At 23.0% G+C, this 21783-nt stretch carries 22 protein-coding genes and 1 tRNA gene; 19 read left to right on the plus strand and 4 right to left on the minus strand.

All coding sequences use genetic code 11. From position 1 onward, the window contains the following. The first annotated feature begins 14 nt into the window (after window positions 1–14). From hisB to dcd, 7 genes are all read left to right on the plus strand, one after another. Window positions 15–1085, plus strand: coding sequence for a bifunctional histidinol-phosphatase/imidazoleglycerol-phosphate dehydratase HisB (gene hisB / locus AB4W62_RS00455; RefSeq protein WP_367679993.1), 1071 nt, complete (start codon window positions 15–17; stop codon window positions 1083–1085). Next, window positions 1085–1675, plus strand: a complete 591-nt coding sequence (hisH, locus tag AB4W62_RS00460; protein WP_367679994.1) for an imidazole glycerol phosphate synthase subunit HisH — start codon at window positions 1085–1087, stop codon at window positions 1673–1675. The genes hisB and hisH overlap by 1 nt, the downstream gene beginning before the upstream one ends. Before the next feature lies 1 nt (window position 1676). Beyond that, a complete protein-coding gene (gene hisA, locus AB4W62_RS00465; RefSeq protein WP_367679995.1) occupies window positions 1677–2414 on the plus strand; it encodes a 1-(5-phosphoribosyl)-5-[(5-phosphoribosylamino)methylideneamino]imidazole-4-carboxamide isomerase in 738 nt (245 codons plus the stop codon). Beyond that, window positions 2396–3172: an imidazole glycerol phosphate synthase subunit HisF gene (gene hisF / locus AB4W62_RS00470; RefSeq protein ID WP_367679996.1), complete on the plus strand. Its 777-nt coding sequence runs from the start codon at window positions 2396–2398 to the stop codon at window positions 3170–3172. Before hisA ends, hisF begins: the two co-directional genes overlap by 19 nt. Next, on the plus strand, window positions 3166–3798 hold the full coding sequence (gene hisIE, locus AB4W62_RS00475; RefSeq protein ID WP_367679997.1) for a bifunctional phosphoribosyl-AMP cyclohydrolase/phosphoribosyl-ATP diphosphatase HisIE: 633 nt from the start codon (window positions 3166–3168) through the stop codon (window positions 3796–3798). Before hisF ends, hisIE begins: the two co-directional genes overlap by 7 nt. A gap of 104 nt (window positions 3799–3902) precedes the next feature. Further along, window positions 3903–5312 (plus strand): NADP-dependent phosphogluconate dehydrogenase, encoded by a 1410-nt coding sequence (gene gndA / locus AB4W62_RS00480; protein WP_367679998.1) that lies wholly within the window; start codon window positions 3903–3905, stop codon window positions 5310–5312. Window positions 5313–5519: 207 nt separating this feature from the next. After that, on the plus strand, window positions 5520–6101 hold the full coding sequence (gene dcd / locus AB4W62_RS00485; protein ID WP_367679999.1) for a dCTP deaminase: 582 nt from the start codon (window positions 5520–5522) through the stop codon (window positions 6099–6101). 51 nt (window positions 6102–6152) lie between these two features. Here the strand turns inward: dcd and thiD are convergent, their stop codons facing one another. Then, the gene (gene thiD, locus AB4W62_RS00490) at window positions 6153–6953 is read right to left on the minus strand and encodes a bifunctional hydroxymethylpyrimidine kinase/phosphomethylpyrimidine kinase (protein WP_367680000.1); all 801 of its coding nucleotides are present in this window, start codon (window positions 6951–6953) and stop codon (window positions 6153–6155) included. 96 nt (window positions 6954–7049) lie between these two features. Between thiD and metG the strand changes: the two genes are divergently transcribed. Next, window positions 7050–8693 (plus strand): methionine--tRNA ligase, encoded by a 1644-nt coding sequence (gene metG, locus AB4W62_RS00495; protein WP_367680001.1) that lies wholly within the window; start codon window positions 7050–7052, stop codon window positions 8691–8693. Window positions 8694–8716: 23 nt separating this feature from the next. Here the strand turns inward: metG and tilS are convergent, their stop codons facing one another. Beyond that, window positions 8717–10036, minus strand: coding sequence for a tRNA lysidine(34) synthetase TilS (tilS, locus tag AB4W62_RS00500; RefSeq protein WP_367680002.1), 1320 nt, complete (start codon window positions 10034–10036; stop codon window positions 8717–8719). A 59-nt stretch (window positions 10037–10095) separates the two neighbouring features. Next, window positions 10096–10170 (minus strand) — tRNA-Ser (locus AB4W62_RS00505). Between the two features lie 104 nt (window positions 10171–10274). Between AB4W62_RS00505 and AB4W62_RS00510 the strand changes: the two genes are divergently transcribed. The 9 genes from AB4W62_RS00510 to tyrS all read left to right on the plus strand — a co-directional run bounded on the left by AB4W62_RS00510 (window position 10275) and on the right by tyrS (window position 18171). Continuing rightward, window positions 10275–10892, plus strand: a complete 618-nt coding sequence (locus AB4W62_RS00510; RefSeq protein ID WP_367680003.1) for a riboflavin synthase subunit alpha — start codon at window positions 10275–10277, stop codon at window positions 10890–10892. Window positions 10893–10963: 71 nt separating this feature from the next. Next, window positions 10964–11545 carry an electron transport complex protein RnfA gene (locus AB4W62_RS00515; protein WP_367680004.1) on the plus strand — a complete coding sequence of 194 codons (582 nt, stop codon included), beginning with the start codon at window positions 10964–10966 and terminating at the stop codon, window positions 11543–11545. Then, window positions 11542–12054: an RnfABCDGE type electron transport complex subunit B gene (locus AB4W62_RS00520; RefSeq protein ID WP_367680005.1), complete on the plus strand. Its 513-nt coding sequence runs from the start codon at window positions 11542–11544 to the stop codon at window positions 12052–12054. The genes AB4W62_RS00515 and AB4W62_RS00520 overlap by 4 nt, the downstream gene beginning before the upstream one ends. Then, window positions 12006–13652 carry an electron transport complex subunit RsxC gene (rsxC, locus tag AB4W62_RS00525; protein WP_367680006.1) on the plus strand — a complete coding sequence of 549 codons (1647 nt, stop codon included), beginning with the start codon at window positions 12006–12008 and terminating at the stop codon, window positions 13650–13652. Before AB4W62_RS00520 ends, rsxC begins: the two co-directional genes overlap by 49 nt. 110 nt (window positions 13653–13762) lie before the next feature. Further along, entirely contained in the window at window positions 13763–14812 is a 1050-nt protein-coding gene (locus AB4W62_RS00530; protein ID WP_367680007.1) for an RnfABCDGE type electron transport complex subunit D, read from the plus strand. A 6-nt stretch (window positions 14813–14818) separates the two neighbouring features. Beyond that, on the plus strand, window positions 14819–15451 hold the full coding sequence (gene rsxG, locus AB4W62_RS00535; protein ID WP_367680008.1) for an electron transport complex subunit RsxG: 633 nt from the start codon (window positions 14819–14821) through the stop codon (window positions 15449–15451). 4 nt (window positions 15452–15455) lie between these two features. Next, complete coding sequence (gene rsxE / locus AB4W62_RS00540) at window positions 15456–16112, plus strand: electron transport complex subunit RsxE (protein WP_367680009.1); 657 nt, start codon at window positions 15456–15458, stop codon at window positions 16110–16112. 37 nt (window positions 16113–16149) lie between these two features. Continuing rightward, window positions 16150–16791: an endonuclease III gene (gene nth, locus AB4W62_RS00545; RefSeq protein WP_367680010.1), complete on the plus strand. Its 642-nt coding sequence runs from the start codon at window positions 16150–16152 to the stop codon at window positions 16789–16791. A 108-nt stretch (window positions 16792–16899) separates the two neighbouring features. Continuing rightward, window positions 16900–18171, plus strand: a complete 1272-nt coding sequence (tyrS, locus tag AB4W62_RS00550) for a tyrosine--tRNA ligase (RefSeq protein WP_367680131.1) — start codon at window positions 16900–16902, stop codon at window positions 18169–18171. Window positions 18172–18221: 50 nt separating this feature from the next. On the opposite strand, the gene AB4W62_RS00555 is transcribed toward tyrS, so the two are convergent. After that, the gene (locus AB4W62_RS00555; RefSeq protein ID WP_367680011.1) at window positions 18222–18599 is read right to left on the minus strand and encodes a HesB/IscA family protein; all 378 of its coding nucleotides are present in this window, start codon (window positions 18597–18599) and stop codon (window positions 18222–18224) included. 319 nt (window positions 18600–18918) lie between these two features. Between AB4W62_RS00555 and ydiK the strand changes: the two genes are divergently transcribed. Both ydiK and AB4W62_RS00565 read left to right on the plus strand, forming a co-directional pair. Beyond that, window positions 18919–20037, plus strand: a complete 1119-nt coding sequence (gene ydiK, locus AB4W62_RS00560) for an AI-2E family transporter YdiK (RefSeq protein WP_367680012.1) — start codon at window positions 18919–18921, stop codon at window positions 20035–20037. Between the two features lie 572 nt (window positions 20038–20609). Then, window positions 20610–21656, plus strand: a complete 1047-nt coding sequence (locus AB4W62_RS00565) for a 3-deoxy-7-phosphoheptulonate synthase (RefSeq protein ID WP_367680013.1) — start codon at window positions 20610–20612, stop codon at window positions 21654–21656. Window positions 21657–21783: the final 127 nt, after the last annotated feature.

A 21783-nucleotide genomic window follows, 5' to 3' on the forward strand; every position in this document is an offset into this window, starting at 1 on the left:
TATTGAGAAAACATATGTATAAAAAAATTCTATTTATTGATAGAGATGGAACATTAGTATCTGAACCAATAGATAATTTTCAAATTGATAGATTAGATAAAATTAAATTAGAAAAAAATGTTATTCCTTCTTTAATTTTATTACAGAAAAAAAAATATAAATTGGTAATGATTACAAATCAAGATGGATTAGGTAGTTCCTCATTTCCTTTAAAAGACTTTGATAAAACTCATAATTTTATAATTGATATTTTTCTTTCACAAGGTATTTTTTTTCAAAAAATACTGATTTGCCCTCATAAAGAAATAGATAATTGTGAATGCAGAAAACCTAAAACTAAATTAGTTGATTCATTTTTATTAAATAATAAAATATCACTGAAAGAAAGTTACGTTATTGGGGATCGAAAAAGCGATATGGAGTTTGCAAGGAATATAGGAGTTACAGGTTTACATTATAAAGAAAAATTTGATTGGAATCAAATTACTCATAATATTTTAATTAAAGAAAAAAATAGAACGTTTAAAATAAAAAGAAATACAAAAGAAACTAATATAGAAATAGAAGTTTGGATAGATGAAAAAAAAGAAAATGATATTCATACAGGAATTAAATTTTTTGATCATATGTTAGAACAAATATTTGTACATTCAGGAATTTCAGCGAAAATAAAAGTTTGTGGAGATATAAAAGTAGATGATCATCATACTGTAGAAGATACAGGAATAGTATTAGGTACAGTTTTAAAAAAAGCGTTAAAAGATAAAATAGGTTTAAATAGGTTTGGTTCTTATGTCCCTATGGATGAAAGCTTATCTTCTTGTATAGTAGATATTTCAGGTAGACCGTATCTTAATTTTAAGGCAAAATTCACTTATCAATATATAGGTTCTTTAAGTACTCAAATGATTGAGCATTTTTTTTATTCTTTAACTTATTCGATGAATATAACATTGCATTTAAAAGCAAAAGGAAAAAATGATCATCATATAGCAGAGAGTTTATTTAAATCATTTGGATTTGCTTTAAAACAAGCATTTCAAATTAACGGAAATTTTATACCTAGCTCAAAGGGTCTTTTATAATGAAAGTTATGATCCTTAATACAGGATGTGCTAATTTAGCATCTTTGAAATATTCAATTAAAAAATTGGGATTTAACGCAATCATAAGTTCAAATATAGATAAATTATCGACATCCGATAAATTATTTATACCGGGAGTAGGAACACCTATGGCTGCAATGAAAAAAATTAAATTAAATAATTTATATTCATTTATTAAAAATTATAAAGGACTAGTATTAGGAATTTGCTTAGGAATGCAATTATTATGTCATGTTAGTGAGGAGTGTTTAGGTGTAAAGATGTTAGATGTATTTAATGTAAAAGTAATTCGTATAAAAGCTGAAAATATTTTTTTACCTCATAATGGCTGGAATACAGTAAATTGGGATAATAAAAATATTTTATTTAAGAATATTAATGAAAAAGAAAGATTTTATTTTTTACATAGTTACGCTTTGCCAATCAATAAATATACCGTTTGTCGATCAAATTATGGAATTAATTTTTCTGCTGCTATACAAAAAAATAATTTTTTTGGGGTTCAATTTCATCCTGAAAAATCAGGTTCTGCCGGGTCTAAACTAATAAAAAATTTTTTAGAGATATAATATGATTATCCCATCTATCGATATAATTAAAGGAAAAGTAGTACGTTTGTATCAAGGAAAATATGATCAAATTAAAGAGTATAATAAAGATGTTCAATTTTATATTGAAAAGTATCGAACTCATCAAGTAAAAATGGTTCATTTAGTAGATCTTGATGGAGCAAGAAATCATCTTAGCAAACAAACAGCTTTTTTAAAAAATATATTAAAAAAAAATCCAAATTTTTTTCAAATCGGAGGAGGCATAAAAAAATCCGAAGACATAGAAATGTTATTAGATTTTGGAGCAAAACGAGTGGTAATTGGATCATCAGCATTAAATAATATGAATAAAGCAAAAAAATGGTTTAAAACATATGGTTCAGAAGTTATAACTTTAGCTATTGATGTACATATTCACAATAATTTTTTTAAAGAAGTTGTTATTTCTGGTTGGAAAAAAAGAACAGGAATAAGTTTAGAATACGTTATTTCTGAGTTTTCCCCCTTTGGTTTAAAACATGTATTGTGTACTGATATATCTAAAGATGGAACTTTATCTGGTCCAAACTTTTTTTTATATAAAGAAATTTCAAAAAAATTTCAACATATTAAATTTCAGGCTTCTGGAGGAGTAAGTTCATTAAAAGATATTTCTATTCTTAGAAAAAATGGAATTAAAAAAATTATAGTAGGAAAAGCATTATTAGAAAATAAATTTACATTATTAGAGGCTAAAAAATGTTGTCAAAAAGAATAATTCCATGTTTAGATGTAAAAGATGGTTTAGTTGTTAAAGGAATTCAATTTTTGAATCATAAACTAATAGGCAGTATATTACCTCTAATAAAAAAATACATTAAAGAAGGAGCAGATGAATTAGTTTTTTATGATATTGAAGCTTCTACAAAAGATAGAACAGTTGATAGAAGTTGGGTGTCTAAAATTGCAAAAATCATTGATATTCCATTCTGTGTTGCTGGAGGTATAACTAGCTTAAATACGGCATTAGAAATTCTTTCTTTAGGAGCGGATAAAATATCTATTAATTCTCCAGCAATAATGAATCCTAATTTAATTAATAAAATAGCAGAATATTGTGGAGTTCAATGTGTAGTAGTAGGAATTGATTCATGGTTTGATCATATTGATAAAGTATATCGCGTAAAAAAATATACAGGAGATCCTAATAGATCAAAGATTACTAATTTAGAAACTATCAAATGGATACAAGAAGTACAAAGTAGAGGTGCTGGAGAAATTGTATTAAATGTAATGAATCAAGATGGTATGATGAAAGGATATGATTTACAACAATTGATCAAAGTTAGAGAAATATGTAAAATTCCCCTAATCGCTTCAGGAGGTGCTGGGAAAATGGAAGATTTTTATAAAGTATTTAGTGAGTCTAATGTAGACGGGGCATTAGCGGCTTCTGTATTTCATAAAAATTTTATTAACATTAGGGATCTTAAGAAATTTTTATTTGATAGAGGAATAGAAATTAGAAGATGTTAGAACATGAAGATTTATACCTTAAAATAAATTGGAAAAAAGTTAATAACCTTGTTCCAGCAATAATTCAGAATCAATCTTCTGGAACTATATTAATGCATGGATATATGAATAAAGAAGCATTATTAAAAACTCAAAAAACAAAATTAGTTACATTTTATTCTCGTACTAAAAAAAGATTATGGACTAAAGGAGAAACTTCAGAAAATTATTTAAAAGTAAAAAAAATATTTTTAGATTGTGATGCTGATGCAATTTTAATATTAGTATCGGCTTTTAAAAATACATGTCATTTAGAAAAAGAAAGTTGTTTTGATAATAAAAATACTATTTTTTCTTTTTTATATACCTTAGAGAAAATATTAGAAAATAAAAAAAAATATAATTTAGATGATTCATATACAAATAAATTATATAAAAAAGGTATTTGTAGAATTGCTCAAAAAGTTGGTGAAGAAGCTATTGAGGTTGTTATTGCTGCAATTTCAAAGAATAAAAAAGAATTAATTAATGAATCTTCGGACTTAATATATCATCTTTTAGTTTTATTAAAAAAAAGTGATTTAAATTTAGATGTTATTATTAAAAATTTGATATATAGATCAAAAAAAAATAATATTTTTTTATAAAAAAATTTAATAATTGATTTTTATTTCTGTAAATATTTATTAATAAGTAAAATTTAATAGTTTTTATTTTAAATAATAGTTGATTTTATTTTAAAAGGATAATTATGTTAAAAAAACAAATTGGTGTAATAGGCATGTCAGTAATGGGAAAAAATTTAGCTTTGAATCTTGAAAGCAAAGGGTATTCAGTATCTATATTTAATAGAAGCAAGGAAAAAACTAAAAAAGTAATATTAGAAAATAAAGAAAAAATGTTATTTCCATTTTTTAATCTTTCTGAATTTATTAATTCCTTAGATTATCCTAAATGTATTTTTTTAATGGTTCAGGCAGGAATAGCTACTGATGAAACCATTGCTAGTGTAGTGCCTTTTTTAAAAAAAGGAGATGTTTTAATAGATGGAGGCAATACTTTTTATCTTGATACAATTCGAAGAGATGATGAATTATCTAAAATAGGAATTAATTTTATTGGTGCTGGAATATCTGGTGGAGAGGAAGGAGCATTAAAAGGTCCTTCAATTATGCCAGGTGGTTCAAAAGAAGCATATAATTTAGTCTCTCCTATACTAAAAAAAATTTCTGCAAAGTTTAATAATGAATCTTGTGTAACTTATATAGGTCCAAATGGTTCTGGACATTATGTAAAAATGATTCATAATGGAATCGAATATGGAGATATGCAGTTAATTTCAGAAGCATACTTTTTATTAAAATCTGTATTAAAATTAAATAATAAAGAAATTTCTGATGTTTTTTCTGATTGGAATAAAGGGGAACTTAATAGTTATTTAATAGATATCACCAAATATATTTTTTTAAAAAAAGATCAAAAAAATATCGATTTGATAGATATGATCTGCGATAATGCTGAAAATAAGGGCACTGGTAAATGGGTAGCTAAAGATGCTTTAAATCTTGAAGAACCTTTATCTTTAATTACTACTTCCGTTTTTTCTCGTTATTTATCTTCTTTAAAAGATCAACGTGTTTTAGCGTCAAAAATATTAAAAGGACCAGAAAAAAAATTTTGTTTAAGAAATGAAAGAAAAATTTTTATCGAAAAAATACGAAGAGCATTATATTTAGGTAAAATTATTTCGTACGCTCAAGGATTTTCACAATTAAAAAAAGCATCTGAGAAGTATGATTGGAATTTAAATTATTCAGAGATAGCTAAAATTTTTAGAGCAGGATGTATTATTAGAGCCGACTTCTTACAAAAAATAACCGATGTTTATTCAGAAAAAAAAGTTGTTATTAATTTACTTTTAACTTCATATTTTAAAAATATTGCTAACAAATATCATGTTGATTTAAGAGATATCGTTTCATTTTCAGTTAAAAATGGGGTTCCAATTCCTGCATTTTCCTCAGCTATATCATATTATGATACTTATCGCTCAAAATTTCTACCTGCTAATTTAATTCAAGCGCAAAGAGATTTTTTTGGAGCACATACATATAAGCGTATAGATAAAAAAGGAAATTTTCATACTAATTGGTTAATTTAATTTTTTTTTTTAGTTTCTTTGAAATTTTTAAATATAAAATTTTTGATATATAAAAATATATATTTTTTCTTTAAGGTTCCAGAGATATAAATCTCTGGTAATTTTAAAGAACTAAATTTTTTTAAAAAAAAGATTACTTTGCATATAAAAAAATTTATGAAACTTTATAAAAAATAATAGATTATAAAAAAATATAGGAATAGAATTATGCGTTTATGTGATCAAGAAATAAAAAATTGGTTAAAAGAAAAGAAATTAATTATAAATCCTTCTCCTGATGAATCTTCAATTACTGGGGTAACTGTTGACATTCGTTTAGGAAATAGATTTAGAAAATTTAATAATAAAAAAGGTTCTTTCATTGATTTAAGTGCTAAAAAAAAAGATATCGCTTTAGAAATAAAAAAAAATATAAGTCATGAAATTCTTGTTAAAAATGAAGATGTCTTCATTATATCTCCAAAGGAATTTATTCTTGCTACTACTCTAGAAAATTTTAGTATTCCCGACAATTTGGTAGGCTGGTTAGATGGTAGATCATCATTAGCTCGATTAGGATTAATGATTCATGCAACTTCTCATCGTGTAGATCCAGGTTGGAAGGGAAATATAGTTTTAGAATGTTTTAATTCAGGAAATATAAAATTAGCTTTGAGACCAGGAATGTTCATAGCTGCTTTGAGTTTTGAAATATTGTCTCAATCAGTATTATATCCGTATAGTTCTAAGAATAGAGCAAAGTATTATCGTCAAAATAACATAATATTAAGTCGTATTGATCAAGATTAAACAATAAATAATTTTTTAGATTATTTATTATTTAATTAAGGAGATATATATTTACCACCATTCATAAAAATGGTGAATAGGGCCTCTTCCCTTTCCAACAGACAATTTTTTAGAGTTTAAAATAGCTCCTTGTAGCCAATTTTTAGCTTTTTTAATGGCATCAATCCAATTTTTATAATTTGGTTTTATAGTAGCTAATGCTGATGACAAACAACATCCTGTACCATGGGTATTAAGAGTATCAATTTTTTTACTAAAAAATCTTTTTTCTATTTTATTAGTAAATAACCAATCAGGACAATTAATATTATTTAAATGGCCACCTTTTAATAAAACAGCTTTACTTCCTAATTTTAATAATTTTCTACCTTGAATTTGCATATCTTCTTCACATTGAGCTATTCTACAATTTAATAAAATAGATGCTTCCAATAAATTAGGAGTAATTATTGAAGAAATAGGTATTAAATAATTAATTAAAGTTTTAATTGAGTTTTTAGATAATAATGGAAATCCATTTTTTGTATACATAACAGTATCTAGTACGATACAAGATAATTTAGTTTCTTCTAATCTTTTAGAAATACATTTAATAGTTTTTGAATTTCCAACCATTCCAATTTTACAACTATGTATTTCTACATCGTTTAAAACAGAGTTTAATTGTGTTAAAACTAATTTGCTATCAAGAGGTAGAATTGATTGAACAGAACAAGTATTTTGAGCAACAATAGCTGTAATAATGCTAGCACTATAAGCTTTTAAAGCAGAAATAGTTTTTATGTCTGCTTGAATCCCTGCTCCCCCTGAGGGATCTGTTCCAGCAATGGTAAGTATATTAAGAGGTTGCATACATTTGATATCTTTTATATAAAAATGATAACTATTATATAAAATATATTAAATATTTAAAATATTTAATTTTTAAAAAATATTTCATGGTGAAAAATGATTAATAAAGAAAAAAAAATGTTAGTTACTTGTGCTTTTCCATATGCTAATGGGCCTATACATTTAGGCCATATGTTAGAACATATACAAGCAGATATTTGGGTAAGATATCATAGAATGCGTGAAAGAGAAGTGTGGTTTATTTCAGCTGATGATAGTCATGGTACAGCAACCATGTTAAAAGCAGAAACATTTAATATAAGTCCGGAAAAATTAATTTTAGATAGTTATAAACAACATAAATTAGATTTATTAAATTTTAATATTTCGTATGACAATTATTATTTAACTCATAGTAAAGAAAATAAATTTTTTTTAAAAAAAATTTTTTCTAAACTAGATAAAAAAAAATTATTTGAAATAAAAGTTATTAATCAATTGTACGATTCAAAAAAAAATATATTTTTACCCGATCGATATATCAAAGGAATTTGCCCTGTTTGTTTAGAAAATAATCAATACGGAGATAATTGTGAAAAGTGTGGATCTACTTATTCAACAATGGATGTTATTGATCCAAAATCAGTTATTTCTAATACAACTCCAGTTATCAAAAAGTCTACTCATTTATTTTTTAAATTAAAAAAATTTACTAAAATGTTAAAAATTTGGATAGCGTCTGGAGTATTACAAAAATCAGTAATGAATAAAACTAAAGAATGGTTTAAGAATGGTTTAAAGAATTGGAATATTTCAAGAGATGCTCCATATTTTGGATTTAAAATACCAAATTTTTTAAATAAATATTTCTATGTTTGGTTGGATGCACCTATTGGTTATATAAGTACTTTTAAAAATTTATGTAATAAAAATAATAATATTAATTTTGATGAATTTTGGAAAAAAGATTCTACTTCTCAAGTATTTCATTTTATAGGAAAAGATATTATTTATTTTCATAGTTTATTTTGGCCAGCTATATTAGAAGCTAGTTCTTTTAGAAAACCCACAAAAATTTTTGTTCATGGATATTTAACTAATAATGGAAAAAAATTTTCAAAATCTAAAAATTCTTTTATAAAATCATCAGATTGGCTTAAATATTTTAATTCTGATAGTTTAAGATATTACTATGCTAGTAAGTTATCTTCTACTATAGAAGATATTGAATTTGATTTAAAAGATTTAGTTCAAAGATTTAATTCAGAAATAGTTAATAAAGTTATTAACTTAGCATCTAGAAATGCTAAATTTATTAATTATAATTTTAATAATTCGTTATCCTCCAGTATTGATGAACCAAAATTATTTTCTTTATTCTATAAAGAATCGAATGTAATCGAAAGTTTTTATAAAAAAAGAGAATATTTTTTAGTTATTAAAAAAATTATGTTTTTTTCCGATTTAGCAAATAAATATATTACAGAACAATCACCTTGGAAAATTGCTAAAAACAATTCTAAAAGTTTGAAGTTACAATCAATATGTTCTATGGGAATTAATTTATTTAGAATTATTATAATTTGGCTAGCTCCTATTATGCCTGATTTATTTTTAAAAGTTGAAAAATTTTTGAATACAAAATTGTTATGGAAAGAAATTTCTATTCCTTTACTTGATCATAAAATTTCTTTATTTACGCCTTTATATAAACGTTTAGAAATGTCAAATACTGATTTTTTTTTCTGTAAAAAAAAATAATATTATTGATTTGATTTACATTCTTAAAAAGGAAATTTATCTTTTTTTTCTTTGATTGAATTAGTCCAAGAAATATACAAATTTGAATTTATTTTTTTTGTATGTATTACAAATACACCTAAAGCACTAATTAATTGATTATCGTAGTATAAAATAGGAATTTTGTTTCTTAACCATGGAGGAATGCTATACATTTGCCATATTTTTTTTATAGTTATTGCTTTTTTTTGTTCAGAAAAAAAAATTTTTTCATTTTTTTTTACATGAAAACGAATTTGTATATTTTCTTTTTCTTTAGGATAAGGAATTTTCATTCCTAGTTTATTAATTATTAATTTTCCTAAATTATAAGGCAAATTTATTGAATTTTTAAAATTTTTCCAAAGTAAAATTTCTTTTTTGATAGAAGGAAAAGTTTTAGTCCAATATAAAGCATCATTATATTTTTGTATTTCAAAGTTTTTAAAACATATTTTTATGTTTTTTTTATTTTTATTTGATACTAGTTGAATAAATATTTGTTTAATGAAATTGTTATTCGGACAAATTAAACTATTTTTTTTAATCCAATTTCTTAATATAAGTTTTTGAATAGGTTTATTTATTTTTTTTAATTGGGTAATATTCAACCCGTTATTGATTAAAGATAAATTTTTAATTTTTTCGGTTATTAGTTGATTTATTATTGATTCTTGTTCTTTAAAAATAAGCATACTTTTATAGCAATTTTTTAAAAAAAAAGGCCATCTTTTTTTAAATTTAGGAATAATTTCTTTTCTTAAAAAATTTCGTTCAAATTGAATATTTTTATTACTAGGATCTTTAATCCATATTAATTGATTTTCAATAGCTATTTTTTTTAGTTGACATTTTTTTATTTTTAAAAAAGGTCGAATTATTTTATTTTTAGAAAGATGAATTATTTCAGATATTCCCGAAAGACCCTTTGAGCCACTAGCTCGTTTTAAACATAAAAAAAAGGTTTCGATTTGATCGTCTAAGTGATGAGCCGTAAGAATTATTTCATTAGGATAAGAGTTTTTAATTATCTTTTTATATCTTAATAGTCTAGCTTTTTCTTCTATCCCTGTTGTTTTTGATAAAAATATTTTTTTAATAATTAATTTTACACCAAATTTATCACATTCTTTTTGGCAAAATTCAACCCAAAAATTTGAGGAAGGATGTAAATTATGATTTATATGGATAGCACGTAATTTTATAGATGAATATCTTTTTTTTAATTCTAATAATTTATGTAATAGAACAGTAGAATCTAAGCCACCACTATATGCTACTAAAAATTTTTTGTTTTTTTTAATTTCTTCATTTAGAATTTGCATGTTATATAAATTAAAAATTAACTAATTATTGTTTTTGAGTTATTAATTTTAAATTACTATGCGTTTAAGTGGATTTGAACCACTGACCTTCTTCATGTCATAAAGATGCTCTAACCAGACTGAGCTATAAACGCAATTTTTTTATTTTTATAATAACATCAATTAAATTTTAAATAAAATAAAAATTCTTAAATAAAATTATATTTATTTTTTTAATAAGAATTTTAAGGAAAAAATTATGTTTTCTGGAATTGTACACGGTTTTACTAAATTAGTAAAAATTGAAAAAAAAGATCAATATCGTACATATATTTTTAAATTTAAAAAATATCAGATAAAAAATTTAAAATTAGGAAATTCAATTTCACATAATGGATGTTGTCTTACAGTTTCTAAAATTAATAATAATTATATTAGTTTTGATATAATTAAGGAAACACTAAATAATACAAATTTAAAAATTTTGAAAATAGGAGAATATGTAAATTTTGAAAGAGCTGCTAAATTCGGTGATGAAATAGGAGGACATATAGTTTCTGGACATGTTATTACTATGGCTAAAGTTAAAAAAGTTATAAATCAAAATGATAGTTATTTGATTTGGTTGACAGTACTAAATACTAGTATAATGCAATTTATTTTACATAAAGGTTTTATTTGTATAGATGGAATTAGCTTAACCATAGCAAAAATAAAAAAGAATAGTTTTTGTGTATATTTAATTCCTGAAACGTTAAGAGTAACTACTATTAAAAATAAAAGAAAAAATGATTATTTAAATTTAGAAATAGATTACTTTACACAAACTATTGTTTCTACAGTGAATACATTAACTAAATTAAAAAAAAATTTATAAAAAAATTAAGAATTTTAAATAATTTTATTTATTATATATAATTATTATATGTTGTTTTTTAGGTAGAATTTGTGAAAGAATATTTTTGGATCTTTATTAGCAATATTTTAATTGATAATTTGATTTTATCAAAATTTTTAGGAATGTGTCCGTTTATGGGAGTTTCTCAAAAGATAGAGAATTCTATTGGAATAGGATACGCAACAATTTTTGTTATTACATTAACTTCAGTATTATCATGGATAACTAATTTTTTTATTTTAAAACCATGTAATTTAATGTATTTAAATACCATGTTTTACATATTATTGATTGCTGTTAGCGTTCAATTATTAGAAATAATTATTCGTTCGATAAGTTTTAAAATGTATAATTCGTTAGGAATATTTTTACCTTTAATAACAACTAATTGCGCTGTTTTAGCAGTTCCTTTGGTTAGTTTAAAGTTAAATAGTTCATTTTTAGAAAATTTTGTTCAAGGAATAAGTTCTTCTATAGGGTTTTTTGTGGTTATAACCATATTTTCTAGTCTTCGTAATCGGATTTCTAGAATTAATACTTCATATGCATTTAAAGGAGTTCCGGTTTCTCTTGTAACTGCTGCTATAATTTCCATAGCATTTATGGGATTTAACGGATTAATAAAATTTTGATATTCAACATATTATTAGCAATATTTACTTTTACTATTTTAACCTTATTATTAGGTATGATTTTAAGTTTTTTCTCTTTTTTTTTAGCAGTAAAAAAAGATAAGTTTATAGAAAAAATAGATGATTTATTGCCTCAAACACAATGTGGACAATGTGGTTATCCAGGCTGTTATCTGTATGCTGAGGCTATTTTAAAAAATAAAGAAGATATTAATAAATGTACTCCTGGAGGTCATGAAACTTATTTAAAAATAGCCAAAATTTTAAAAATTGAAATTAATCGTAATTCTATTAAATATAATCGATTTAATTCTAAATTAATAGATCATACAGTAATCATTGATGAATTAAATTGTATAGGTTGTGCTAAATGTTTAAATATATGTCCTATAGATGCTATTGTTGGTTCGTTTGGTTTTTTACATACTGTGTTACAAAAATTTTGTACAGGTTGTGATTTATGTGTATCCATATGTCCCATGGATTGTATAAAAAGAAAGAAATTATAATTATGAATATTATTCAAATTTTAAAAAAAAAATTTTTAAAGTTATTTTTTTTAAAAAAGAATTTTTTAGTTTTAGGAGTTAATCTTTTTTCAAAAAAATATTTATCTATTAATTCTCCTTTAAAAAAAAGTTCTCTTCCTACTTACTTAAAAATAAATTTACCTGATATATTTTTACATAAAGAACGAATATGTATTGAATCAGGAGATTTTGTATTAAGAGGAGAATTATTAATTAAAGGAGATCATTTAACAGTTCCTATTAATTCTCCTACATCGGGTTATATAAAAATTGAGTATTATTTAGATAATATTAAAGAATCTTCTTTTACAAAAATAAAAAGTATAATTATTTATCCAGATAAAAGAGATTCTTGGAAAAAATTAAAATTTTTAACAGATTATTATAATTATTCTTCTTCAATTTTAATAAATCGTATTTATATAGCAGGAATTGTAGGTTTAGGAGGAGGAAAATTTCCGTCTTTTTTAAAATTACGTTTATCAATTAAACATAATGTTAAAACGTTGATAGTTAATGGTATGGAAAGTGATCCCTTTATATCTTCAGATAGTATCTTAATTCTTGAAAAGATTAATGAAATTATTTTAGGATGTAAAATTATTTCTCATATTTTACATATAAAAAAAGTAATTTTTGCAATATCTGAAAATAATTTGCAATGTATTAAAATTTTAGAGCAAGTAATTTTAGAAGTTTCTAACTTTAGCTTATATATTTTACCATCGATATATCCTTTAGGAAGTTCAAAATTATTAATTAAAAAAATATTTGGAATTGAAATTCCGAAAAATTTTAGATCATTTAATATTGGAATAATAGTACATAATGTTGGAACAATATACGCTATTAAAAGATCAATAATAAATGGAGAAGTATTTACACAACGAGTAGTTACAGTAACAGGAATTTCTTCTTTGATAAAAAAAGGGAATGTATGGATAAGAATAGGTACACCAATAAAATATATTATAGATACTTTTTGTGTTACTAATAAAAGAATAAAAAATATTTTGATTAATGGATCTATAATGGGAATGGAAATTAATAAAAATATAGAATCCTATATTTCTGCAGAAACAAATTGTGTAGCTATATTTTTTAGAATTAAAAATAGTTCTAAAATAATAGAGAAGGAATGTATTTTTTGTTCAAAATGTTCCGAAGTATGTCCTATAAATTTATTACCGCAAAAGCTATATTGGTATATTAAAGAAGAAAATCATATTAAAACAAAAGAGTATAATATTAATTCTTGTATTGAATGTAAAAGTTGTGAATTGGTTTGTCCCAGTAATATTTCATTAGTTAAATACTATAAGAAAGAAAAAAAAATAGTGCAAAAAAAAGATAGAGAAGAGTTGTTTACTAAACAATTGAAAACTCGTTTCAAAGAACATAATACTAGAAAGTTGATTGATAAAAGAAATATTAATTTTTTTTCTATAAATAAAAAGCATAAAACAAAAATTAAATTTAAACTTACTAAAGAAAATAGTTTATTTAAAACAAAAAAAGATAAAAGAAAATATATTCAAGATGCGTTTTTACGTGTAAAATCAAGAAAAAAAATATAACTTTTATTATAGTTTATAACTGATTTAAAAGAAATGTTTGATTAATTCATATTTTATTTTCTATCTGTAATTTACAAATAATATTTATATTTAATAATAAAGTAACTTATATGATTATTTTTTCTTACATTTATAAAAAAAATAGTATAAATCAAATTATGATTTATGTAATTCTAGCAATGTTTCCTGGAATTTTAATAAAATCTTTTTATGATAATTATAGTACATTAATTCAAATAATATTATCTATAATTGCGGTTACAATATTAGAAATAATTATTTTAAAATTAAAAGGAAAAAATATAAAAGATATATTTGAAGATTTTTCTTTTATTGTTACAGCTATTTTAATAGGTGTAAGCATACCTTCCTTTTCATCTTGGTGGATTAATGTAATTGGTATTTTTTTTTCTATTATTTTTGCTAAAGAAGTATTTGGAGGATTTGGAAAAAATATATTTAATCCTGCAATGGTAGGATATGCAGTATTATTAATTTCTTTCCCAGATTTTATGAGTTATGTAGTTATACCTTATAAATATATTGCTCAATATATGCATTTTTCAGATACTTTTAAAAGTATATTATCAAATAATTCTATTAATTATTGGAAATCTTTTGAAAATTCTATAAATCAAATTGATTTTATAACTCAACCTACTCCTTTAGATTATCTTCGAAGTTACAAAGTTGAAAATCAAAGTTTTTTTATAAATTTTTTAAGGGAAAAAAATAAATATTGTTTTTTTAATTTTTTAATTTCTCGAAACATTAATATTGCTTTTTTTTTAGGAGGTTTATTTTTAATTTATAAAAAAGTTATTAGTTGGAGAATTTCTTTTTCATTTTTAGTAACATTTATTTTAGTATCTGAATTAGGTTGGATGTTTCTTGGAGATAGATCAATATCTCCTTATATACATTTATTTTCTGGATCGACTATGTTAGGTGCATTTTTTATAGCAACAGATCCTGTAACTACATGTTGTACTAACGCAGGAAAAATTATTTTTGGAATAATAATTGGTCTTTTAGAATGGATTATTCGAACATTTGGTGGATATCCAGATGCGATGGCTTTTTCTATATTACTTGCTAATATGCTAGTACCTTTATTGGAGTATTATACTCAACCTGTTATTTATGGAAATAAAAAATAATCAAAAATGTTAATAAAAATATTTTTAAATTTAGCTAAAATTGGTTTTTTTGCTATTTTTTTCTCTGGAATTACAGCGTTTGTATACGAGCATACAAAACCTATTATTTATAAAAACATTCAAGAAAAAGAAAAAAAAATTTTGAAAACAATTTTCAATAATTATAAATATGATAAAAGTATTAAATATAATTGCCATATAACTTCTAACAAATTACTTGGAGATAAAAAACGTCATCGTATTTGGTTAATTAAAAGAAAAAATAAATTATATGGAATGATAGTAGAATCAGTAGCATTAAATGGATATTCTGGATCGATAAAAATGATAGTAGGAAGCAATTTTTCAGGAAAAATTTTTGGAGTTAGAGTTTTAGAACATCGCGAAACACCTGGATTAGGTGATAAAATTGACTTAAAAATATCTAATTGGATTACTTTTTTTTCTAATAAAAATATTTTTGATTTAATTGATAGAGGAAAATTTGCTTTAAAAAAAGATGGAGGTATAATAGACCAGTTTACCGGAGCTAGTATAACGCCTAGAGCAGTAATTAATCAAATTAAAAATTCAGTTATATTTATATCAAAACAAAAAGATACTCAATTTCTTCAAACTTGTAACAATGAAAAAAAATAAATTAATGAAAAATAAATTTTTTTATCAAATTTGGAAAAGAAATATTATTCTAGATAAATTATTAGGATTATGTCCTACATTAGCTATTACAACTAATGCATCTAACGCATTAGGATTAGGTTTATCTACAATGATAGTGTTGTTATTAACAAATAGTATAATTTCTAGTGTAAGAAATTGGATTCCAAATGATCTTCGTATTCCTATTTATATGATTATTATTTCTTCAATTGTTACTTGTTTAGATTTTTTAATAAATGCTTATTCTTTTAGTTTACATGAATCACTAGGAATTTTTATTCCATTAATTATCACTAATTGTATAGTTTTAAACTCTGCTGAAGAAATAAGAAAAAAAGAAAAGATATATATTTCATTAATTAATAGTTTCATAATAGGAATTGGAGCTACCATTTCTATGGTAATTTTAGGAATTTTTAGAGAAATATTAGGTCAAGGTACTATATTTTCTAATGTGGATAATTTATTAGGTTCCTTTTTTAATTTTCTTTATTATAAATTTATAAATTCATCTTCATTATTTATATTAGCAACTTTACCTCCTGGTGCTTTATTTATTTTAAGTTTATTAATAGCTATGAAAAGAACAGTAAAAAATAAAAGTATTAAACGTATAGATTGTATTGTAAATTACAAATAATTTCTATGTGTTTAGATATGTAAGTGACATATAGATTATGAATAAAAAAAAAAGATATAAAATATTACTAGAATTTGAAAAAGATAATCCAAATCCAAAAATAGAACTTATATTTTCTTCTACATTTGAATTATTAATTTCTGTAATTTTATCAGCACAGACAACAGATAAGCAAGTGAATAAAGCAACTCGAAAATTATATTCTGTTGCCAATACCCCTTATCAAATTTTAGATATAGGAATAGAAAAAGTTAAATATTATATAAAAAATATTGGTTTGTTTAATATAAAAAGTCAATATTTAATCGAAACTTCTAAAATATTAATAAATAAATATAATGGTTTAGTTCCGAATACTCGAAAAAAATTGATGATGCTACCAGGTGTAGGCAGAAAAACAGCTAATATTATTTTAAATGTAGCTTTTAAAAAGAATACTATTGCTGTAGATACTCATGTTTTTAGAGTAGTAAATCGTATAAATTTTGCTTCAGGAAATAATGTTTTTATAGTAGAAAAAAAACTAATTAAGTTAATCCCATTAAAATTTAAATACTATGCTCATTCTTGGTTCGTATTGCATGGAAGATATATTTGTTTAAAAAAAAATCCAAAATGTAGTATATGTATTATATCAAAACTTTGCGAGTTTTTTAAAAAGAATCGTTATCTTAATTAAAAGATTAAATATTTTGTTAATATTTAACATAATTTGATATTGAATTTTTTAATACTGTAAAAAACATCAAAAAATATTTTTATATTTTTTTACAATATTAGGAGAAAAATAGTGAATTTGAATATAGTTTCTGAATTAAAAAACAGAGGTTTAATTCATAACTTAACTAAAGAAACAGAATTTTTAACAATACTTCTAGAAAAGAAAATAAAAGTATATTGTGGATTTGATCCTACAGCAGATAGTTTGCATTTGGGACATTTATTGCCTTTAATTTGTATGAAAAGGTTTCAAAAAAATGGACATAAATTAGTTTTTTTAGTAGGGGAAGCAACAAGTTTAATAGGAGATCCAAGTTTTAAGGAAAAATCTAGAAAATTGAATTCTATTTTTCATATGGAAGCTTTTAGTAAAAAAATTAAGCATCAAATTTTTAATTTTTTTAAAAGAAATAAAAATTCTTCTAATTTAACAATATTAAGTAATTTAAATTGGTTTAAAAAAATGAATTTATTAGATTTTTTATCCAATATAGGAAAGTATTTTTCAATAAATTCAATGATTAATAAAGAATCTGTAAAAAAAAGAATCAAAAGGATTGATCAAGGAATAGCATTTTCTGAATTTTCTTATAGTTTATTACAAGCCTATGATTTTTTAAAATTATATCAACAAAAAGGAGTTATTCTTCAAATAGGAGGATCGGATCAATGGGGAAATATTTCTTCTGGAATTAATTTAATTAGAAAAGTTACTAAAAAAAAAGTTTTTGGATTAACTATTCCTTTGTTAATGCAATCTAATGGGTTAAAATTTGGGAAAACAGAAAGAGGAACAATTTGGTTGGATTCAAAAAAAACTAGTGCTTATAAATTTTATCAATTTTGGATTAATGTATCTGATAATAATATATATGATTATTTACGGAAATTTACTTTTTTAAAAAATTCAGAAATTGATAACTTTGAAGGTAAAAAAAATTTTGAAAAACATGTATTCTTAGCAAAGCAGAAATTAGCAGAAAATGTTACTACATTAGTACATGGAAAAGAAAAGTGTGAATCTGCAAAAAGAATTACTCAATCTATTTTTTTTAATAGTATAGAAAATATGAAAAAAATTGATTTTTTTCAATTAAAGCAAGATGGTATTCCTACAGTAAATTTATTAAATTCTGACGATTTACAAGAAGCTTTAGTAAAATCAGGTTTATCCTCTTCTAGAGGACAAGCGAGAAATATGATTTTAGCTAATGCTATTTATGTAAATCATAAAAAAGAAAAAAATATAAAATATAAATTTAATTGTCAAGACAAAATATTTGGAAAATATACTCTTTTAAGAAGAGGAAAAAAAAGTTATTGTTTAATATGTTGGTAAAAATGTTTTTTTTAAGTAAAAAGACAAATTTCATTTATATATAAATATATTTATTCGGATAAGGTGAAGCTTTCCCCACAACCGCAAAATTTTTTTATTTTAGAATTCTTAAATTTAAACACTTGATTCATTCCTTCTTTTACAAAATCTATTTTAGTATTAATTAAAAAAGGAATAATTTTTATAGGAATAAATATGTTAAAACCATTTTTTAAAAAAAATATTTCTTTTTCTTTTTTATTTTTTGCTATTTCTAAAATATATTTAAATCCTGCACAACCTGTTTTTTTTAGATTAATTCTAATCCCTTTTCCTAAAGGATTTTTTTTTATAAGAAATTTAATTTGTTTTTCTGCCGCGTTGGTAATTTTAATATTTTTACATTGATGATAAGAATCTAATTCAAATTTAATATTTTTATCAATCATAAAAAATTTTCCTTTTTTATTTTTTTTAAATTTAAAGAAAGTATTGTAAATTAATTTCAAAGTAATATTATGATATAATTAATAGTTAAAAATAAATATAAATTATGAGTTTAAAAAAATATTCTTATAGATTATTTGATGTCTACATTTTATGTATTATTATATAAATAATTATTTTTTTTAATATTTTTTATTAATAAAATAGAAAAATATTAAATGAAATTAATTAGTTTTATAATAATTTAATTTTTATAAAGTGTAAAGTACAGTTTTTTTATATAAAAAATAATTTGAACACAATTGAGGTATGATTTTTTATATGCGAAATACAGAAGAAGGTATGGATTTACCGCAGTCTGTTTTTTCTTTTATGTTTATAGCTTTAATGATGTTTATTAGTTTTTGGGTACTTCGTCCTTTTTTATTGAGTTTTTTATGGGCTAGTATGGTGGTGATAGCAACTTGGCCTCTTATGTTAAAAATTCAAAATTTGTTAGGAGGAAAACGTTTTTTAGCAGTAGGTGTTATGACTACTGGATTACTAATTCTATTGTTTGTTCCTGTAATATGTGTAATTAATAGTTTAATTGATACTAGTATTCCTTTTATTAATTGTTTTATATCTGGAAATTTTAGCTTTCCTAATTTAATTTGGTTGCAGGATATACCAATTATAGGAAAAAAATTATTTTTTTCTTATCAAAAATTATTAAATGGAGGAGGAGGATTATTAATTAGCCAAGTACAACCTTATATAGGGAAAACAACTTATTTTTTTGTAACTCAAGTTGAAAATATTGGTCATTGCTTTATACATCTTGTTTTTACAGCAATATTCAGTACTTTTCTTTATTGGAAAGGAGAAAAAATTGCCCATGTTCTACGATATTTTGCTTTTAGATTAGCAGATCAATCAGGAGATGCAGTAGTTTTATTAGCAGGTCAGGCTGTTAGATCTGTTGCTTTAGGTGTTGTTGTAACAGCATTTATTCAAGGAATGTTAGCTGGAATGGGATTAGTAATTTCAGGTATTCCTTATTCTGCTTTATTGATGTTATTAATGTTTTCATTGTGTTTAATTCAGTTAGGTCCATTACCTGTATTAATTCCAGCTATAATTTGGTTGTTTTGGAAAAATGATGTTACGTTAGGAACGATTCTGTTAATTTGGAGTTTTTTTCTTTTTATTTTAGATAATATATTACGTCCAATGATTATAAGAACAGGAGCAGATTTACCTATAATATTAATTTTATCAGGAGTAATAGGAGGGTTATTAGCGTTTGGAATGATAGGATTATTTATAGGCCCTGTTGTGTTGCTAATTTCTTATCGATTAATTACATCTTGGATGAATGAAACTTCATATTCGGGATCAATATCCAAAAAAGTAATATATCAATTAAAAAAAAATATCTATAAAAAGAATATACAATAGTCAGGAGGAGGGATTTATTTCAGTATATTTTTTTTTAAAATTATAAATTAGTAGTTATTAACTAATAATTTAATATATATAATATTAAAAATATTTATTTTTATATATTGAAAGTTAATGTTATGTTTTTTATAAATAAAAAACTAAAAATTTTTTAAAAAACCTACATTAAGCATGCAATTTAAATTTTTTTTATTAAATACTTTTTAAAATTTAAGCAATTTAAACATATAAAAATGTAATTATTAATATCTAGATGCAAATTTATATTAAATTAAAAAATATTTTTCAAAAAATGTTTTTAAATATAAAAAATATATTGGTACTAATTAAATATATGAAAAAATGCATACAAATTATTAAAAATATAAAAATATTTTATTAAAAAAATTTTTTTCTTTATTTTCTTTTGAAAAGAATTTATATGATTTTAAAGAAAGTATATATATTTTTATAACTTATATAATTTATTAATATAGATAAATATCTTTTGTAATTAATAATTATTAATAAATAATTAATTATGACTTATTATTCTTTTCAGAATACAAAAAACTCATTTAGAGAAAAAAATGAAAAAAACAGATGAATTGCGTACAATAAGGATAGATCCATTAATTACCCCTGTAGAATTAGCCAAACATCATTCTATCACTTCTGAAATTATGGATAATGTTATTAGTGCTAGAAAAAATGTTGCTAATATTATTACTGGAAAAGATTCACGTTTATTAGTTATTGTAGGGCCATGTTCAGTACATGATCCTGTAGCTGCTGTTGAATATGCTAACAAATTAAATACTTTGAGAAAAAAATATTCCTCTACTCTTGAAATTATTATGAGGACTTATTTTGAAAAACCTAGAACAGTAGTTGGTTGGAAGGGTTTAATTTCAGATCCTAATTTGGATAGTTCGTTCGATGTAAATTATGGATTGTCGATAGCTAGAAAATTATTATTAGATATCAATAAATTAGGCATGCCCGCAGCAACTGAATTTTTAGATATGGTTATAGGTCAATTCATAGCAGATCTCATTAGTTGGGGAGCAATTGGAGCTAGAACAACAGAAAGTCAAATTCATCGAGAAATGGCTTCTGCGCTATCTTGTCCTGTTGGTTTCAAAAATGGAACAGATGGAAATATTAGAATAGCAATAGATGCAATTCGAGCAGCTCAAGCAAGACATTTATTTCTAGCACCCGATAAACATGGAAAAATGACGATTAATCATACCAGTGGTAATCCTTTTTCTCATGTTATCATGAGAGGAGGTAAATCCCCAAATTATCATTCAGAAGATATTCTTTTTGCTGTTAAGCAACTAAAAGAATTTAATCTTTTAGAATATTTAATGGTTGATTTTAGTCATGGAAATTGTTTAAAAGAACACAAACGTCAATGTTCAGTATCGGATTCAATCTGTAAACAAATAAAAGATGGATCTAAATCTATATCTGGAGTTATGATTGAGAGTTTTTTAAAAGAAGGGTCACAGGAAGTTATAGAAGGTCAGATTTTAAATTATGGTCAATCTATTACTGATCCTTGTTTAGGTTGGGATGATACTGTAATTATATTAAAAAATTTATCTAATGCGGTAAGTAGTCGATTTTAATTTTTTAATGCTAGTCAAAAAATAGACTAGCATTTTTTAATTTAATTTTCTGACATTAGTAATTACTACATAATTTTTAATCAAATTTAATAATTTAAAATAATTTTTATTATATTAAAAACATTTT

Source organism: Buchnera aphidicola (Mindarus abietinus) (assembly GCF_964059085.1).
Classification (GTDB): domain Bacteria; phylum Pseudomonadota; class Gammaproteobacteria; order Enterobacterales; family Enterobacteriaceae; genus Buchnera_A; species Buchnera_A aphidicola_C.

Bases quoted from the DNA above. Each gene is read 5' to 3' on its own strand.
- AB4W62_RS00510 (WP_367680003.1), top strand. From the start codon at position 10,275: ATGTTTTCTGGAATTGTACACGGTTTTACTAAATTAGTAAAAATTGAA.
- hisF (WP_367679996.1), top strand. From the start codon at position 2,396: ATGTTGTCAAAAAGAATAATTCCATGTTTAGATGTAAAAGATGGTTTA.
- hisH (WP_367679994.1), top strand. From the start codon at position 1,085: ATGAAAGTTATGATCCTTAATACAGGATGTGCTAATTTAGCATCTTTG.
- rsxE (WP_367680009.1), top strand. From the start codon at position 15,456: ATGAAAAATAAATTTTTTTATCAAATTTGGAAAAGAAATATTATTCTA.
- nth (WP_367680010.1), top strand. From the start codon at position 16,150: ATGAATAAAAAAAAAAGATATAAAATATTACTAGAATTTGAAAAAGAT.
- dcd (WP_367679999.1), top strand. From the start codon at position 5,520: ATGCGTTTATGTGATCAAGAAATAAAAAATTGGTTAAAAGAAAAGAAA.
- tilS (WP_367680002.1), bottom strand. From the start codon at position 10,036: ATGCAAATTCTAAATGAAGAAATTAAAAAAAACAAAAAATTTTTAGTA.
- hisIE (WP_367679997.1), top strand. From the start codon at position 3,166: ATGTTAGAACATGAAGATTTATACCTTAAAATAAATTGGAAAAAAGTT.
- AB4W62_RS00530 (WP_367680007.1), top strand. From the start codon at position 13,763: ATGATTATTTTTTCTTACATTTATAAAAAAAATAGTATAAATCAAATT.
- AB4W62_RS00565 (WP_367680013.1), top strand. From the start codon at position 20,610: ATGAAAAAAACAGATGAATTGCGTACAATAAGGATAGATCCATTAATT.
- metG (WP_367680001.1), top strand. From the start codon at position 7,050: ATGATTAATAAAGAAAAAAAAATGTTAGTTACTTGTGCTTTTCCATAT.
- AB4W62_RS00555 (WP_367680011.1), bottom strand. From the start codon at position 18,599: ATGATTGATAAAAATATTAAATTTGAATTAGATTCTTATCATCAATGT.
- ydiK (WP_367680012.1), top strand. From the start codon at position 18,919: ATGCGAAATACAGAAGAAGGTATGGATTTACCGCAGTCTGTTTTTTCT.
- rsxC (WP_367680006.1), top strand. From the start codon at position 12,006: ATGTGTATCCATATGTCCCATGGATTGTATAAAAAGAAAGAAATTATA.
- gndA (WP_367679998.1), top strand. From the start codon at position 3,903: ATGTTAAAAAAACAAATTGGTGTAATAGGCATGTCAGTAATGGGAAAA.
- thiD (WP_367680000.1), bottom strand. From the start codon at position 6,953: ATGCAACCTCTTAATATACTTACCATTGCTGGAACAGATCCCTCAGGG.
- rsxG (WP_367680008.1), top strand. From the start codon at position 14,819: ATGTTAATAAAAATATTTTTAAATTTAGCTAAAATTGGTTTTTTTGCT.
- hisA (WP_367679995.1), top strand. From the start codon at position 1,677: ATGATTATCCCATCTATCGATATAATTAAAGGAAAAGTAGTACGTTTG.
- hisB (WP_367679993.1), top strand. From the start codon at position 15: ATGTATAAAAAAATTCTATTTATTGATAGAGATGGAACATTAGTATCT.